The 16,014-nt window shown below is 71.5% G+C and carries 15 protein-coding genes; 6 read left to right on the forward strand and 9 right to left on the reverse strand.

Features of this window, described 5'->3' with window-relative positions:
* Nucleotides 1-229 precede the first annotated feature (229 nt).
* The 4 genes from D7V97_RS25480 to D7V97_RS25495 all read right to left on the reverse strand — a co-directional run bounded on the left by D7V97_RS25480 (nucleotide 230) and on the right by D7V97_RS25495 (nucleotide 3,804).
* Nucleotides 230-1,486 (reverse strand): hypothetical protein, encoded by a 1,257-nt coding sequence (locus D7V97_RS25480; RefSeq protein WP_120613237.1) that lies wholly within the window; start codon nucleotides 1,484-1,486, stop codon nucleotides 230-232.
* Nucleotides 1,483-1,794 carry a 4a-hydroxytetrahydrobiopterin dehydratase gene (locus D7V97_RS25485; RefSeq protein ID WP_120613238.1) on the reverse strand — a complete coding sequence of 104 codons (312 nt, stop codon included), beginning with the start codon at nucleotides 1,792-1,794 and terminating at the stop codon, nucleotides 1,483-1,485. Before D7V97_RS25485 ends, D7V97_RS25480 begins: the two co-directional genes overlap by 4 nt.
* Before the next feature lie 74 nt (nucleotides 1,795-1,868).
* Nucleotides 1,869-3,353, reverse strand: coding sequence for a glycerol kinase GlpK (glpK, locus tag D7V97_RS25490; protein ID WP_120613239.1), 1,485 nt, complete (start codon nucleotides 3,351-3,353; stop codon nucleotides 1,869-1,871).
* Nucleotides 3,354-3,570: 217 nt separating this feature from the next.
* On the reverse strand, nucleotides 3,571-3,804 hold the full coding sequence (locus D7V97_RS25495) for a hypothetical protein (protein WP_120613240.1): 234 nt from the start codon (nucleotides 3,802-3,804) through the stop codon (nucleotides 3,571-3,573).
* Between the two features lie 418 nt (nucleotides 3,805-4,222).
* On the opposite strand from D7V97_RS25495, the gene D7V97_RS25500 reads away from it, so the two are divergent.
* Nucleotides 4,223-4,639, forward strand: a complete 417-nt coding sequence (locus tag D7V97_RS25500; RefSeq protein WP_158623456.1) for a nuclear transport factor 2 family protein — start codon at nucleotides 4,223-4,225, stop codon at nucleotides 4,637-4,639.
* On the opposite strand, the gene D7V97_RS25505 is transcribed toward D7V97_RS25500, so the two are convergent.
* The 4 genes from D7V97_RS25505 to D7V97_RS25520 are packed head-to-tail and all read right to left on the reverse strand — an operon-like array spanning nucleotide 4,640 to nucleotide 10,120.
* Nucleotides 4,640-5,623 (reverse strand): SDR family NAD(P)-dependent oxidoreductase, encoded by a 984-nt coding sequence (locus tag D7V97_RS25505; protein WP_158623457.1) that lies wholly within the window; start codon nucleotides 5,621-5,623, stop codon nucleotides 4,640-4,642. It abuts the gene before it with no gap.
* A gap of 25 nt (nucleotides 5,624-5,648) precedes the next feature.
* Nucleotides 5,649-6,854 (reverse strand): lipocalin-like domain-containing protein, encoded by a 1,206-nt coding sequence (locus tag D7V97_RS25510; protein WP_120613243.1) that lies wholly within the window; start codon nucleotides 6,852-6,854, stop codon nucleotides 5,649-5,651.
* 3 nt (nucleotides 6,855-6,857) lie between these two features.
* A complete protein-coding gene (locus D7V97_RS25515) occupies nucleotides 6,858-9,398 on the reverse strand; it encodes an FtsX-like permease family protein (RefSeq protein WP_120613244.1) in 2,541 nt (846 codons plus the stop codon).
* Entirely contained in the window at nucleotides 9,395-10,120 is a 726-nt protein-coding gene (locus D7V97_RS25520; protein ID WP_120613245.1) for an ABC transporter ATP-binding protein, read from the reverse strand. Before D7V97_RS25520 ends, D7V97_RS25515 begins: the two co-directional genes overlap by 4 nt.
* A gap of 224 nt (nucleotides 10,121-10,344) precedes the next feature.
* On the opposite strand from D7V97_RS25520, the gene D7V97_RS25525 reads away from it, so the two are divergent.
* The gene (locus tag D7V97_RS25525; protein ID WP_158623458.1) at nucleotides 10,345-12,462 is read left to right on the forward strand and encodes an ATP-binding protein; all 2,118 of its coding nucleotides are present in this window, start codon (nucleotides 10,345-10,347) and stop codon (nucleotides 12,460-12,462) included.
* On the opposite strand, the gene D7V97_RS25530 is transcribed toward D7V97_RS25525, so the two are convergent.
* On the reverse strand, nucleotides 12,416-13,237 hold the full coding sequence (locus D7V97_RS25530; RefSeq protein ID WP_120613249.1) for a carboxylesterase: 822 nt from the start codon (nucleotides 13,235-13,237) through the stop codon (nucleotides 12,416-12,418). The genes D7V97_RS25525 and D7V97_RS25530 overlap by 47 nt on opposite strands.
* 70 nt (nucleotides 13,238-13,307) lie before the next feature.
* On the opposite strand from D7V97_RS25530, the gene D7V97_RS25535 reads away from it, so the two are divergent.
* The 4 genes from D7V97_RS25535 to D7V97_RS25550 all read left to right on the forward strand — a co-directional run bounded on the left by D7V97_RS25535 (nucleotide 13,308) and on the right by D7V97_RS25550 (nucleotide 15,888).
* Nucleotides 13,308-13,601: a DUF3467 domain-containing protein gene (locus tag D7V97_RS25535; RefSeq protein ID WP_120613247.1), complete on the forward strand. Its 294-nt coding sequence runs from the start codon at nucleotides 13,308-13,310 to the stop codon at nucleotides 13,599-13,601.
* Between the two features lie 86 nt (nucleotides 13,602-13,687).
* Nucleotides 13,688-14,437: a hypothetical protein gene (locus tag D7V97_RS25540; protein WP_233583195.1), complete on the forward strand. Its 750-nt coding sequence runs from the start codon at nucleotides 13,688-13,690 to the stop codon at nucleotides 14,435-14,437.
* A gap of 42 nt (nucleotides 14,438-14,479) precedes the next feature.
* Complete coding sequence (hemF, locus tag D7V97_RS25545) at nucleotides 14,480-15,379, forward strand: oxygen-dependent coproporphyrinogen oxidase (protein WP_120613248.1); 900 nt, start codon at nucleotides 14,480-14,482, stop codon at nucleotides 15,377-15,379.
* Nucleotides 15,379-15,888 carry a hypothetical protein gene (locus D7V97_RS25550; protein WP_120613251.1) on the forward strand — a complete coding sequence of 170 codons (510 nt, stop codon included), beginning with the start codon at nucleotides 15,379-15,381 and terminating at the stop codon, nucleotides 15,886-15,888. Before hemF ends, D7V97_RS25550 begins: the two co-directional genes overlap by 1 nt.
* The last annotated feature ends 126 nt before the right edge of the window (nucleotides 15,889-16,014 follow it).

Raw genomic sequence — 16,014 nt, forward strand, 5'->3', positions numbered from 1 at the left:
GTCGCACCCACGACAGTCCGGCGCCACCCCCGCCCCAGATACATGAAAACCCCCTCGGCTCCGTGAGTGGCAGGGTTCTCACGCTCTCGCACACCAGCAACGCACGCCCTGGAGGTTGCTCGGTCGCCCGCTGCTGCTCAGGCGCCCTGGGGTTCGGGACACCTTGGACGGGACACGCGAGCATCCCGGAAGGTCCTCGCGTTTTCCCACCCGTCCCCAAACACAGACATCAGCGCCAGAAGCCGATGGAGACGCCCCAGTTGGAGTAGCGGCTCGCCAGGTCGAACGACGCGTTGACGGACCAGTCCTCCCAGTAGCGCAGCACGAACAGCTCCAGCCCGCCGGTGAGGTGCGGCCGGGGGTTGCGCTCCGGGAAGGGGGACGCCTCCAGCCAGGTGCCCACGCGCAGGCGCAAGAGGCCCGGGAAGGTGTCCCATTCGGCGCCCACGCGCGGCTGGAACAGGGCGGTGTCGCCCACGAGCTGGGGCTCCGCCGTGGAGGAGAACGAGTTCGCCGACACCGCGTTGCTCACGCTGGAGATGAGGTCCACCTGGGCGGTGATGAGCCACCGGCCGGCGAGCGCGTCCCGGGGCTCCTCCTCCGGCACCGGCAGGTCATCCCCCTCCACCTGGAGCTGACGCCGCGCGGCGGGGGACAGCCGGTTGTAGCGGTGCGCGCCCTCGCCCAGCCGCCAGCTCGCGCCCAGCGACAGCACCGCGGGTGACACCACGGCCGCGTAGATTTGACGCCCCGCGATGAAGGGGCTCTGCCCGTCGTCGCGGCGCCAGCCGGCCACCACCTCCGGCCGCACCGCCACGCCAATGCGGTAGGGCCGCCCGTGGGGACGGAACAGCATGTCCACCGCCACGCCGGTGTCGCCGTAGCGCCAGGATTCGTCGCCCAGCTCACTGAAGCTCGCCTGCGCGGAGAAGATGCCCAGCGACAGGATGAAGTCGTCCTGGCCGAACGCCACCGACCCCGCGAGCACGGACTGGGTGAGCGATACGCGCAGCTGCTCGCCCTGGCCCCGGCAACCCAACGTGAGGCAGTAGCCGGTGCGGCCGTTGCGCCACAGGAAGCCGATGCCGAAGCGTTTGTATTGCAACATCAGCGCGCCCAGCAGCTGCCGGCTGTCCACGGACTCGTCGGCGAGGCCGTCGTTGTCCACGTCCCGGCGCTGGGTGCTGGTGAAGGGCAGGTCCAGCCAGGACAGGGTGACGCCCAGGTCCCAGTCCCGCTCCAGCGAGGGGCTGCGCTGCGCGAGCGCGGAGAGGTTGCTGGGGAAGCCCGCGGCGCCCTCGGCGATGCCCACGTAGGCGCCGCCCAGGCCCACCACGCGCGACGAGCCCAGCAGCGCGCCGGAGTTGAAGTACAGCCGCTCCGGGCGCGGTTCGGTGGGGACGTCGTCCTGGGCGAGGGCCGGGGACGCGGCGAACCCCACCGCGCACGCCAGGGCCCACGCCGCACCACGGAAGCCCGGGCTCACCGACCGCCGGTCCCTTCGGCGAAGAGGCGATCCGCCTCCGTGGCCAGGTCGGTGTCGCGGAAGGTGATGCCGCCCGCGTCGTGGGTGACCAGCGCCAGCGTCACCTTGCGCCACCGGATGTCGATGTCCGGGTGGTGGTTGGCGGCCTCCGCGGCCCGGGCCACCTTCTCCACGAAGGCGATGCCTTCCAGGAACGAAGGCGCTTCATAGACGCGGCGGATCATCCCGCCCTCGTGCGTCCAGGCGGGATGCTTCGCGAGGAAGGTCTGGAGCGCATCCGGGGCGAGCAACGTGCGGTCGTAGGCCATGCCTCGCTTTCTACCCGCTCCTCCGTCCGATGGAAGCCCCGGCGCGTGCGGCGTCCGCACTTGGGCGCTTCACCTCACGCCTTCGCAACCGCCCGCTTCCATTTTTCCAGGTGGCGCGCGCGCACCTCGGGCTTCATCTTCGGCTTGAAGGTGCGGTCCGCCTTCCAAGCGCGGCGGATGGCATCCGGGCTGGTCCACACCCCGGCGCCCAGGCCGCCCAGGAAGGCCGCGCCCAGGGCGGTGGTCTCCAGGTTGCGCGGACGCACCACCGGCACACCCAGCAGGTCGGCCTGGTACTGCATGAGCAGGTTGTTGGCCGCGGCGCCGCCGTCCGCCTTGAACGTGGGGATGTCCCGCCCGCTGTCGCGGCGCATGGCGTCCGCCAGGTCGTAGATCTGCAGGGCCACGCCCTCCAGCGTCGCGCGCGCCAGGTGCGCCACGGTGGTGGACCGGTCGATGCCGGCGAACAGGCCGCGCGCCTCCGGGCGCCAGTGCGGCGCGCCCAGGCCCGCGAGCGCCGGCACGAAGACGACGTCGCCGGAGTCCTTCACGCTGGCGGCGAGCGCCTCCACGTCCGGGGCCTTCTTGATGACCTTGAGGCCGTCGCGCAGCCACTGCACCGCGGCGCCCGCGATGAAGGAGCTGCCCTCCAGCGCGTAGTTCGTGGTGTTGCCCAGCTTCCACGCCACGGTGGTGAGCAGCCCCGCGGTGGAGCGCACCGGCTGGGTGCCGGTGTTCATCAGCAGGAAGGCGCCCGTGCCGTAGGTGCACTTGGATTCGCCGGGCGTGAAGCACGCCTGACCGAAGAGGGCGGCCTGCTGGTCTCCGGCCATGCCCGCGACGAGCACACCATCCGGCAGGCTCTTCATGCCGCGCGTGGTGCCGTACACCTCCGCGTTGCCGCGAATCTCCGGCAGGCACGCGCGAGGAACGCCCATCAGCGAACACAGCTCGTCGTCCCACGCGAGCGTGCGCAGGTCCATCAGCAGGGTGCGGCTGGCATTGGACACGTCGGTGACGTGGGCGGCGCCGCCGGTGAGCTTGTAGACGAGCCAGGAGTCCATGGTGCCGAAGCACACGTCGCCGCGCTCGGCGCGCTTCTTCGCGCCCTTGAGGTGCTTGAAGAGCCAGGTGAGCTTGGTGCCGGAGAAGTACGGGTCCAGCACGAGGCCCGTGACTTCGCGCACGCGGGGCTCGACACCTTTGGCCTTGAGCTGCGCGCAGATGTCGGAGGTGCGGCGGTCCTGCCAGACGATGGCGCGGCCCAGGGGCTCGCCGCCGTCGCGGGTCCACAGGCCCGTGGTCTCGCGCTGGTTGGTGATGCCCACCACGGCGATGTCCTTGCCGGTGAGGCCCGCGTCCTTGAGGGCGCGCGCGATGCACCACTCGCTGGTGGCCCAGATCTCCTTCAGGTCGTGCTCCACCCAGGAGGGCTTGGGGAAGTGCTGGGTCAGCTCCTTGTAGGAGCGCCCCACCACCTGCAACCGGGTGTCGAGGATGGAGACGTGGGTACCGGTGGTGCCCTGGTCCAGGGCCAGGACGTATTTCGCCTTCGCCATGCTTGCGAGTCCTCTTTGCGCCGGCGGGGAGCCGGACATGGAAGGGGACCCTACTCCAGGCGGAAGCGCGCGCACGGACGGAGCGTGCGGGATGTCAGGCAGCGGGAGGAGGCCGTGGAACCCTCCCGTGGCCCGAAGCGGCCGGCGGCGGTGGGCCTGTCAGGGGGAAGTCCACGGTACTTCCCGGCGCCATCGCGTCGGCCTCCGTCGTCGAGGCTCAATAACCCGTCGAAGCCGAACGCCGGTTGCTGAGGAACCGGCGGATGCCATAGGCGGCCAGACCCGACAGCGCCATCCGGCCGAGCGAGCCGCCAAAGCCGCTGCTCGTCTGACGTCCGCGGGCGCCATAGCCGATGGGACGGCGACCGTAGGAGGTGCGTCCCCGGTTCCAGCCTGACCTCGCCCGGCCCGAGCCGGTCAGTGCGCCCAGCAGGTTTCCTAGCAGTGCCATGTGTCACTCCGTGGTGATGGGGTGGATCCGCTTCGCGTCCTCGCGGGGATGGGACCCGAGGGGGCGCGGGATGGGTTCTAAAGTGGGGTCCACGGGCTGGTGCGACACCCCATGTCGAGCGCGCGACACAGGGCACCGTGTCCCTGCTCGCTGCCCAGGCGGGCACGCCCCTACGGACCGGCGTGGAATCCGGATGCATGTCCGTGAGTCCAGGGCCGGTGTCAGCTTGCCCTTCGGACGGAGGCAGCCGTGAAGTGGGGTGGGGGCACCCGGTTCCACGCCATGTGGGGCATCTCCAGATTGATTGAAGGCGGATGCAGTGGTCCGCTCTCCTGGTGCCAACATGCGTGGGGGTCCGTCATCCCTGTGGGGCGGGCCCCCACGTTCTTCTGCGTGGAACAACAGGGAGCGGTGGTGCATGGCGTCGGTGGACACGGACAGGCAGCAGCTCACGGCGTTGCTGGAGCAGTACCGCGCCGGCTTCGAGGCGCTGGACGTCGCGAAGCTGCAGGCCCTCTGGGACCGGGAGTACCCGCAGCTGCTCTACGCGCCGCAGGAGCGGGCGAAGGCAGTGCGCGGCTGGATGGGCATCGCGAAGTACTACGACGGTCTGCGCGCGCACCTGGCGCGAGCCACGCGGATGAGCCTGGACGACGTGACGCTGGACCTGATGGGCGAAGTGGCCTTCGCCTTCTTCACGTACCACTTCGAGGGTGAGCGCGCGGGCGGGGCGGGGACGTTCACGAACGACGGCCGCGTGAGCTTCCTCTTCCACCGCAAGGCGGGGACGTGGAAGGCGATCCACTACCACGAGAGCGCGCCGGGTCCGCGCTGATCAGGCTTGCGGGACGAGCTTCTGTGCGCGGAGGAAGGCCACGGTGTTGGCCACTCCTTCTTCGAGCGCGGTGGGGCGGAAGGCCAGCTCGCGCTGCGCCTTGGCGGAGTTCACGTGGGCCTCCCAGCGCATGAAGGACAGCTGGCCGGGCGCGACGAGCGGCGTGAAGGGGAACACGCGCGCGAGCGGCGCGGACGCACGGGCCAGGGCCTCCATCAGGAAGACGGGCGCGGTGGGCGGAGGCTTTCCGGCCCCGGCGGCGCGGTGGATGGCAATCGCCAGGTCCGCGTTGGAGATGTACTGGTCGGAGACGAGGTAGCGCTCACCGTTGACGCCGCGCTCGGCGGCGGCGAGCTGCGCGTCGGTGAGACCGTCCACGTAGACGACGGACATGCCGCCCGGCGGGAGCAGCGGGGCCTTCTTGTTGAGCAGCTGGATGAAGAAGGAGTTGAGGCCCACGTGCACGGGGCTGGGGCCGTAGACGGCGGAGGGATTCACATACACGACGTCCAGGCCCTGCTGGCGGATGGCCTCGACGGCGCGTTCGGCGTCCTGCTTGGAGCGCTCGTAGACGGTGGGCTTGGGGTGCGGGTCGATGTTGGCCTCCACGACCTCACCGCCCCGGGGCGCGGCGAAGACATCCATGGTGGACGTGTAGACCACGCGGCGCACCTTCGCGGCGTGCGCGGCGGACAGGACGTTGATGCTGCCCTGACGGTTCACGCGGTCGAAGATGGAGTCGTCGCGGTGCCACTGCTCCGGCATGCCCGCGGCGTGGAAGACGAGGTCCACGTCCTGCATCGCGGCGGGCAGCGAGGCGGGGACGGTGACGTCACCCTGGAAGCACCGCACGGAGGGGGGCAACAGCGCCGCGGCCTTGTTCGGGTCCCTCACGAGCGCGCGAACGGAGTCCCCCCGCTTCGCGAGCCGCTGGGCGATGGCGTTGCCAATGAGGCCCGTGGCCCCGGTGATGAGGACGTTCATGGGCCGGCAATCTAGCCCAGGTGCGTCACGGCGTACGGCTGCGGGCCGTCTCGTCCTGGGGGCGCCGGGCAACATCCGCGTACCCCGTCAGCTCCACGTAGCCGCGTCCCTGCACGGGCTTGCCCTCGCGCGTGCCCTCCAGTGACACCGCGCCCTCCCAGTAGCGCACGCTCACCGGCAGCTCCTGGTTCTCCAGCTTCGGCGTCACGGTGAGGTCCAGGGACAGCTTGGGCACACGGACGCGCCAGCGTGACGGGTACTCGCCTCCGCGAGGACTCTTCCAGGTGGCCAGCACCTCCAGCTTCACGTCCTCGCGGGTCAGGTGTTGGGATTCGCCCGTGGGCGGCACCCAGGTGCCCGCGCTGAACGGATCCGCGGTCCCGTCCTTGCCGCGCAGCTGGTAGTTCATCAGCTCGCTGCCGTCGGAGAGCTGGAGCGCGAACCAATCCCAGCCCACCAGATCGGGACCGAGCGCGCTGGTGCTCCACTCCCGGTCCATCCAGCTCTCGCCCTTCACCGACACCGTCTGCCCGCCCACGGACACGGTGCCGCGCGAAGGCATGCGCGTCATCGAGTAGTAGTAGGACGCGTTGCCCTGTCCCGGGCCCTTCTTGCTCAGCCCCCGGTCGCCCTGGAGCACCGGCGGCTTGCCCTCGTCCATCACCAGGTCCAGCGTCACGCCGTCACCCTGCGCGCGCAGGTGCATGGGCCATGTGCTCGCCGTGCCCTCGCTCCGCACGTCCCAGTCCTGAACCCAGACATGGAACGGTGAGCCCTCCGCGCCCGCGAGCCCCAGGGCCGCGCGGCTGTAGCGCTCGGTGACGTGGAACCGTCCGGCGCTCACGTCCGTTACCGTGAAGTGCGCCATGGCGATCTGCCGCGTGCCCCAGGCGGAGGCCCGCTCCGGCTTCTCCGGCGCGAGCGCGCTGCGGAACACCGTGAACTGATAGCCGAAGGCCCGCCCGTCCTCCGTCTCCAGGTTGCCCGTCCAGTACCACCACTCGGTGCGGAAGTCGGGGTGTGGCCCGTGGTCCTCCGGGAAGCGGAAGGGGCGCGGTGCCACGGCGCGCGAATAGCCCTCCAGGCTGCCTCCGCCCCCCAGCGCGCTGGCGACCGTCATCGTGCCGGAGCGCTCCGGGCCCATCTCCTCCGTGTCCCGCATCACGACGCCCACCGCCACGCCCAGCGTCGCCAACACCAACACCACCCCGATGACGAGTCCGCGGCCCATGTCTCACTCCTCCCGCAACGCCATCGCCGGGTTCGCTCGCGCCATCCGCCACGCCGGGTAGATGCCCGCGAGCGCCGCCGCCACCAGGGCCAGCAACATCGCCTGACCCACCACGCCGGGCGCCACCACCAGCTGCAACGTCCATCCGAACGAGCGCTGGTTGATGACGTGCACCAGCACGTACGCCAATGCCAATCCCAACGGGATGGAGAACAACCCCGCCAGCAATCCCAGCAACCCCGTCTGCAGCGACACCATGCCCCAGAGCTGTCCCGGCGTGAGCCCCGTCGCGCGCAGCACCGCGAACTCGCGCGCCCGCTCCAGTTGCAGCGACATCAACGCGCTCAGCACGCCCACGAACGCCACGCCAATCGCCAGCAAGCGCAGCACCTGCGTGATGGTGAAGGTCCGGTCGAACACCTCCAGCGACGTCTGCCGCAGGACCTTGTTCGCGCGCACGTTCAACGCCTGCTCCCCGCCCGCGCGGTCGCGCACCCGGGACACCAGCTCGTCCACGTCCTGCCCCGGCGCCGCGTACAGCGACAGCCCCGTGACGCTCCGGTCCGCGTACCAGCGGTCATACGTGGCGCGCGGCATCATCACCGTCCCCACGTCGGAGCCGTAGTCGAAGTACACGCCCGCCACGCGGAAGTCGTGCGGCCCCTGGTCCGTGGACACGCGCAACGTGTCGCCCGCGCGCACCTTGCGATGGAAGGCGAAGGGCTCCGACACGAGCAGCACGTCCGGCGACGCGTTCACCTGCCGCCAGATGTCCTCCGCGTTCCCCTGCTTGAAGCGATAGCTCCGCTGCTGTCCTTGCGCGAAGTCGATGGCCAACAGGTCCGTATCCACGTCACCGACGCGCACGTGCACCACGCGGATGGAGCCGCTCGCCGCGACGCCGGGCGTGGCGCGCAGCTTCTCCGCGAGCCCCGGCACCATCGCGGAGTCTCCGCGCCGCGCCACCAGTGACGGCGGGGACACGAACACGTCCGCTTGCAACGCGGACTCCAGCCACGCGACCACCGTGCCCCGGAAGCTGGACACCATCAGCCCCACGCCCACCGTCGTCGCCACCGCGACCATCAGCGCCGCCAGCGCCACCGCCGTGCGCGACAGGCTCGCCGTCACCCCGCGCGCCGCCATGCGTCCCAGCGGACCGAACATCGCGCCCAGCGGCCGGGCCGCCGCCAGGGTCAGCTTCTCCGTCACCCACGGCACCAGCAGCGCCGTGCCCATCATCACGCCGAACAGCCCCGCATACGCTGGCGTCAGCGCCTGCGTGGGCCACGCGAGCAGCCCCACCGACACGGCGAGGAGCCCCAATCCCAGCAACGCCCGCTGCGGAGCCCTCCGGTGCGACGCGTCCTCCTCCGTCGAGCGTCGCAGCGCCGTCACCGGTGTCGCGTGCGCGGCCTCCCACGCGGGCACCAGCGCCGCGAGCACCGTGGCGCCCAACCCCAATCCCAGACCCTTGATGAGGGTGAACGGCTCCAGGGACAACCGGCGCACGTTCACGACGAAGTACAAGTCATTGATGGTGCGCGTGATGAGGCCCACCAGCCCGCTCGCCATCAGGATGCCCAGCAGCAGGCCCGCCGTGGTGCCCACGACGCCGAGCACCAGCGCCTCGCCCAGCACCAGCCCGAACAGCTCCCCGCGCGTCACGCCCACCGCGCGCAGCCGGCCCAGCATCCCGCGCCGCTGCACCACCGAGAACGTCATCGTGTTGTAGATGAGGAACATCCCCACCACGAGCGCCAGCAGCGACAGCGCGGTGAGGTTGGTGCGGAACGCCCGCGTCATCTGCTCCACCGTGCCCGCGCGCCCCGACGTCTGCACCAGCTCCGCGCCCGGGGGCAGGGTGGCCCGCAAGCTCGTGGCCTGCGCTTCGCCACCCGGCAGGCTCAGGTCCACGCGCGTCAGCCTTCCCTGCTGCCCCAGCACCTCCTGCGCGGTGGAGAGGTCCGAAATCACCAGCGACTCCAGCGCCCGCTCCGTCGCCTCCTGCGCCGGGGACAGCAGCGCCGACACATGCAACTCCTTGCGCAGCCCCGCCACCATCACCGGCAGCGTGTCCCCTGCCTTCACGCCCAGGGCCCGCGCTGTCTTCGCGCCCATCACCACCGTGCCGGGCTTCGTGAGCAGCGAGCCCACGTCGCCCACCGCGTTCCCGGTGGAGAAGTCGCGGAAGGGCGCCTCCGCGAACGGATCCAATCCCAAGAGCGTGAGCGTGCGCTGGTTGCCGCCCTCCACCTGCACGAAGCCCTGCACCACGGGCGCCGCCGGGGGCGCGTCCGGCCGCAGCTTCAGCGCGGTGTAGACCCCTTCGGGCAGGCCCGACGTGCCGCCGATGAGCTGATGCGTGGCCTTGCCGGCGACGACGTCCGTGGACTGCTCGAAGGCACGCAGCGCGCTGCCGCTCGCCAGGTCGATGGACACCACCACCGCCACGCCCATCGCGATGCCCAGCAATGACAGCGCGGTGAGCCACGGGTGCCCGGCCAGGTGGCGCAGGCTGGAGCGCGCGAGCAGCGCCTTCATGACGTCACCTTGCGCGCGCCACCGGGCCGCTCCACCAGCCGTCCGCCTTCCATCGTCAGCACCCGGTCCGCGCGGGCCGCCATCGCGGGCTCGTGCGTGACGATGAGCGCGCACGCATCCCCCTGGCGCGTGAGCCCCTCCAGCAGGTCCAGCACGTGCTTGCCGGTCTCCTCATCCAGGTTGCCCGTGGGCTCGTCCGCCAGCAGCAGCGGCGGCGCATGGGCCAGCGCCCGGGCCACCGCCACGCGCTGCTGCTCGCCGCCGGACAGCCGGTCCGGGAAGCTGCCCGCGCGGCCCGAAAGCCCCACGCGCGTGAGCAGCTCGTGCGCCCTCGCGCTGGCCTCCGCGCCCGTGCGGCCGAGCAGCTCCAGGGGCAGCCGCACGTTCTCCTCCACCGTCAGCGTGGGCAACAGATTGAAGGCCTGGAAGATGAAGCCCACGCGCTCGCGCCGGAGCAGCGTGCGCTCGCGCTCCTTCATGCGCCCCAGGTCGCGGCCCTCCACCAGGATTTCGCCTTGCGTCGCCTGGTCGATGCCGCTGATGAGGTTGAGCAGCGTGGACTTGCCGGAGCCGCTGCGGCCCAGCAGCACCACGAACTCGCCGCGGTGCAGGGTGAGCGACGTGCCGGACAGCACCTCGCGCACGGAGTCTCCTTCCGCGTATGACTTGGTGACGCCGCGCAGTTCGACGAGAGGCCGCGAATCAGGAGGAGAGGAAGGCATGCCTGGCATCGACATAACCGATGCCCGCCAGCCGGCACGGTTTCCCCCCACCGGGAGCGGATGCCCTCTACTGGACGCCAGCAGCCTGTTACACCGCCCATCCCCCGACACTTGGCGACGCTCCCGGGTTGCTTTTCGTGCCAGGCGGGAACTCCTGACGTTTAATGGCCATCGCTTCCCGCGAGGAGGCCCTGGCGCCCGCCAGGGAAGGGAGGGGGCAACTCGTGAAAGAAGCCCAGGCCGGCTGGGTGGCCGCGCCCGATGGCGAGCCCCTCCCCCTCCAGGAACTGCTCCAGCAGCTCCCCGCCTTCTTCGGCCTCTATCGCGGGCCGGACCACCTCATCGAGTTCAGCACCTCCACGCGCCTGGCGCTGCTCGACACGCGCGGCAAGGTGGGCGTCTGCTTGAGCGAAGCCTGTCCCCACCTGGCTGGCTCTTCCTGGCACGACGCCTGGGACCACGTCTTCACCACCGGCCAGCCCCTGCACCTGAGGGAGACGAGCGCCCGCGCGCACCCCTCCGATGAGGAGCTCTTCTTCAACCTGTCGCTCCTGCCCCGCCGCGACGCGAAGGGCCAGGTGGAGGGGGTGCTCGCCTTCGCGGTGGACGTGACGGAGCTGGTGCAGACGCGCCGCGCCGCGTGGACCACCGCGTCCTGGCGCACCGAACGCCTGCAGGCGATGACCGCCGCGCTCTCCGAGGCGCTCACCCCCGGTCAGGTGGTGGAGGTGGCCGCGCGCGAGGGGGCCATCGCGCTGGGCGCCCTCACCAGCCTGGTGGTGGTGCCCTCGCCGGAGGGCGGGGACGTCTTCGAGCGCGTCGCCGCGCACGGCTTCTCCCCGGGCCACCTGGAGGGCTGGCGGCGCTTCGAGGTCTCCGCCACCTGTCCCCTCACAGCCGTGGCGCGCACCCGCGAGCCGTGCGCGATGGGCTCCTGGCTGGAGTGCATGGCGCGCTACCCGCGTCTGGCGGAGCTGCCGCGCGAGCTGGCCCTGAAGGGGTGGGCGTCGGTGCCGCTGGTGAGCGGAGGCCGCGTGTTCGGCGTGTTGGGATTGGGCTTCGGCGACGCGCGCGACTTCGACGAGGCGGAGCGCGCCTTCCTGATGACCGTGGGCCGCCAGTGCGCGCAGGCCCTGGACCGCGCGCGGCTGTACGACGAGGAGCGCGGGGCCCGGAGCGCCGCCGAGGCCGCCAGCCGCGCCAAGGACGCCTTCCTGGCCACGGTGTCCCACGAGCTGCGCACGCCGCTCACGTCCATCCTCGGCTGGTCGCAGATGCTGCGGCAGGGGCTGCTGGGCGAGGACAAGCGCCAGCGCGCCGTGGAGGCCATCGAACGCAACGCGCGCGCGCAAAGACAGCTCATCGAGGACCTGCTGGACATCAGCCGCATCGCCAATGGACGTCTGCGATTGGAGCCGGTGCCGCTGGAACTGGGGCGCGTGGTGGACGCGGCGCTGGACGCGGTGCGGCCCACGGCGCTCGCGCGCGAGCTGACGCTGGACATCTCCGTGGATCCGGACGGCGTGCCGCTCTTCGGGGACCCGGACCGCTTGCAGCAGGTGGTGTGGAACCTGCTCGCCAATGCCATCAAGTTCACCCCGCCCGGAGGCCGCGTGGCGGTGTCCGCGCGCGCGCGGGATGAGGGCGCGGAGCTGGTGGTGAAGGACGACGGCGAGGGCATCCCCGCCGACTTCCTGCCCTTCCTCTTCCAGCGCTTCCAGCAGGCGGACACGGGCGTCAGCCGGCAGCACGGCGGCCTGGGTCTGGGATTGTCCATCGTCCGCCATCTGGTGGAGCTGCACGGTGGCACCGTGTCCGCGGCCAGCGATGGGCAGGGCAAGGGCTCCACGTTCACCGTCTTCCTGCCCCGCTCGCGCCTGGGGACGTCGCCCAGCGTGGTGCGCGGGCCCAAGCCGCTGGAGGGCATGACGCTGCCGCGCTTCCCGGAGCTGGAGGGCCAGCGCGTGCTGGTGGTGGACGGTGAACCGGACGCGCGTGAATGGATGTCCGTGCTGCTCACCCGCGTGGGCGCCCACGTCCTCACCGCCACCAACGTCACCGACGCGATGGACGAGGTGCGCCGCTCACCGCCCACCGTGCTGGTGACGGACGTGTCGCTGTCCGGCGAGGACGGCTATTCGCTGCTGTACCGGCTGCGCTCGCTGCCGTGGGAGTCCGGGGGCGGGGTGCCCGCGCTGGCCGTCACCGCCGCCGCTCGCCGCGAGGACCGCGACCGGGCCCTGCGCGCGGGCTTCAGCGCCTTCGTGACCAAGCCGCTCGACGCGGTGGAGCTGCTCACGGCGGTGGCGCGCCTTGCGCCTCCCATCCCGAAGCGGCCCTGACGCCGCCGTCCTCGCGCCAGCGGTCCACGAAGTCCCCCACCTCCGCGGCGAGCAGCGGCCCGGACACGTCGCGCGGGATGATGTGGAAGCCTTCCCGGAACGCCACGAGCCGCACCTCCGGAGCCGCCGTCAGCCGCCGCGCGAGCCACCGTCCGCCCTCCGGATCCACCACGTGGTCCTGCTCCGCGGTCGCCACCAGCACCGGGCAGCGCACGCGGGGCGCGTCCGTCACCGCCAGGTCCTGCAGCGTGCACAAATCCCTCAGCCGGGCCACGGGGAAGGCCGCCAGCACGGGCGCCTGTGCCAGCGTCGCGGGGTCGGAGATGTCCGTGCCGCCCTTGTCCACCCACGGCGTCGTCCACTCGAGCAGGGGCGTGCGACACAGCTGGCGCACCAGCGCCATGCGCGGGCCCCGGAAGCGCACCGCGGGCGCCACCAACGCCAATCCGTGCACCCGGTCCGGATGCTGCGCGGCCAGCCGCAAGGCCAGCAGCGCCCCCATGGACAGCCCCGCCACGAACACGCGGCGGTGGCCGCTCAAGGCCGCGAGGGCCTCGTCCGCGGCGTCCTGCCAGTCGCGGTGGTCCACCTCCAGCAGGGCCTCCGGTGTGGTGCCGTGGCCGGGAAGCCGGGGCGCCACGACGCGCAGGCCCCGCGCCGCCAACGCCTCTCCGAGGGGCCGCACCTCCCAGGGGCTGCCGGTGAAGCCATGCAGGAGCAGGCAGGCGTCCGGGCCCTGGCCCAGCGTGAAGGGCGCCGTGGACTCCCCGTCGATGTCCCGCCAGCGCGTGCCCACCCGGTGGACACTGGCCATGGCGGGCCCCAGGCGCTATGCCGCCTGATTCATGGCGGACACTCCGAAACCCCCGGACATGCAGCAGCTTCAGGTGCAGATGGATGACGAGGTGGCCAATGGTCAGTACTGCAACCTGGCCCTGGTGAACCACACGGACACGGAGTTCGTGCTGGATTTCCTCTACGTCCAGCCGCAGCAGCCCCTCGCGCGCGTGCGCTCGCGCATCATCACCAACCCGCGTCACCTGAAGCGCCTGCTCCTGGCCCTCCAGGAGAACGTGCAGCGCTACGAGGCGCGCTTCGGCCCCATCGTGCTGAACGATGACGAAGGGCGCCGGCACTGAAAGCCGCGGTTCCTGAACGGGGCCCGGAAACCAGGGCCCGCTTTGACTTTCCCCGTGCGCGTTCCCGGCGCACACTGGAGGGCACCGTGTTCCGAGCCTGCGTGTTCGTCGCCGCCCTGTTGAGTGCCGCCACCGCCTCCGCCCAGTGCACCGGGGACGGCGTGCAGCTGTACCCCGCGCCCGGGGGCATCGTCCCCACCAACATGCGCCTGTTGCTGGAGGGCGTGGGCACCGCGCGCTCGCCCGTGCTGGCGCTGGTGGGCAAGCCGCTGAAGCTGACGGCGGAAGGCCACGAGGTGAAGCTCAAGGTGACCAAGGGCTGGGAGAGCACCCTGGGCCGCGCCGTCGTCATCCTCAAGCCCTCGGAGCCGATGCAGCCCGACAAGCGCTACACGCTGCGCCTGGACGAGCTGCTGCCCAACGTGTCGGTGCTCAACGGCCGCGCGGGCGTCCAGCCTTCATGGCTCAGCGGCAAGGGCCCGGACATCAAGGCGCCCAAGTGGGTGAAGCGGCCCGCCGTGTCGGAGGGCTTCGTGCGCCGCTCGCCGCAGGGCATCGCGCGGTTCGTGAAGCTGAACCTCGCCCTGCGCGAGGAGAGCCCGTCCTACCTCGTGGTGAAGCTGGCCCCCCGCCGGCTGGGCGTCAGCCCGCAGCAGTACCTGCTGCCCGTGCAGTCCAACACCGCTTATCTGGGCCATGAGGCCTGCGGTGGGGCGTTCGCGCTGGAGGACGGCCGCAGCTACCGGGCGCGCATCGAGGCCTTCGACGCGGCGGGCAACCTGGCGCCGTCCACGCCGCCCGTGGACTTCGAGGCCCCATCCGCCCAGAGCCCCTAGTAGCATCCCCGCCCGTTCGTAACCGCACGGGAGACATCGGGCATGACGGCGACGGTGGACGTGGAGGCGATGAAGGGGCGGATGACCGCCTTCATCCAGAAGCTCCAGGACGACATCTGTGGCGCGCTGGAGACGCTGGACGGGCAGGGCCGCTTCCGTGAGGACGCGTGGAGCCGGCCGGGTGGCGGCGGTGGCCGCAGCCGCGTGCTGGAGGAGGGCGCCGTCCTGGAGAAGGCGGGCGTCAACACCTCCATCGTGTACGGCGAGCTGGAGGAGGCCTTCGCCAAGAAGCTCCAGGGCGAGGGGCGCTCCTTCTGGGCCGGCGGCCTGTCGCTGGTGCTGCACCCGCGCAGCCCGCACGTGCCCACCGTGCACGCCAACTACCGCTTCATCCAGCAGGGCGCGCGCGCGTGGTTCGGCGGTGGCGCGGACCTGACGCCGTACTACCTGCACGACGAGGACGCGACCCACTTCCACCGCGTGCACAAGGCCGCGTGCGAAGCGCACGACCCCACGTACTACCCGCGCTTCAAGGCCGCGTGCGACTCGTACTTCCACGTGCGCCACCGGGGCGAGGCGCGCGGCGTGGGCGGCGTCTTCTTCGAGAACATGGGCGGCGACCTGGAGCGCGAGTTCGCCTTCGTGCAGGAGTGCGGCAACGCCTTCATCCCCGCGTACCTGCCCATCGCCGAGCGCCGCAAGGCCACGCCGGTGACGGAGGAGCAGCGCTTCTGGCAGGAGGTGCGCCGGGGCCGCTACGTGGAGTTCAACCTCGTCTATGACCGGGGCACCATCTTCGGCCTGGAGACGCAGGGGCGCACGGAGTCCATCCTCATGTCCCTGCCGCCGCGCGTGCGCTGGCGCTACGACTACCACCCGGAGCCCGGCACCCCCGAGGCCCGGCTGGAAGAGGTGCTGCGAAACCCCCGGGAGTGGGCCTGATGCCTCCCGAGTCCCCCGCCGATGCGAAGCCTCCGTCCGCGCCCCGCGGCAACCGGGCGGTGGCCCTGGGCCTCATCGGCGCGGTGGTGGCGGGCGTGGCGCTGGCCCTCGCGGTCATGTTCTTCGGCCCCCGTCGCCCGTCGCCGGAGGAGCTGGCCCACGAGGCGCGCATCCAGGTGCTGGCGCTGTGTGACGCGGTGCAGTCGTACCGGGACGAGCACGGCGACTACGTGCCCATCGCGCCGTTTCCCGTCCCCGTGCCCAAGGGGGGCGAGTCGGTGCCCTTCGCCCACGACCACGAGGACTTCCACCGCATCGGCTTCGAGCCGGGCCCCACCGTGCACTTCCAGTTCGAGGTGGCGGTGCAGGAGAGCCCGGTGGGTGAGCCGGAGGTGTCCTGCCTCGCGCGCGTGGACGCGGACGGCGACGGCCTCAACGCCGTCTACCGGATCCGTCTGGACGCCAACGGTATGACCAGCGCCGTGGAGGCGGAGCACGAGGGCGAGTAGCCCCCCGGACAACTCCGGGTTCTCGTTGTGCGAGAATCCCGGGATGGGACACGTCGGCGACATCCGAGGCCCCCGCGTGGGGGGAGACCCCCGCAGCGGTCCCCGCTCCGACAAGGGGCCTGCCCC

The organism is Corallococcus sp. CA053C, from assembly GCF_003611675.1.
Lineage (GTDB): Bacteria > Myxococcota > Myxococcia > Myxococcales > Myxococcaceae > Corallococcus.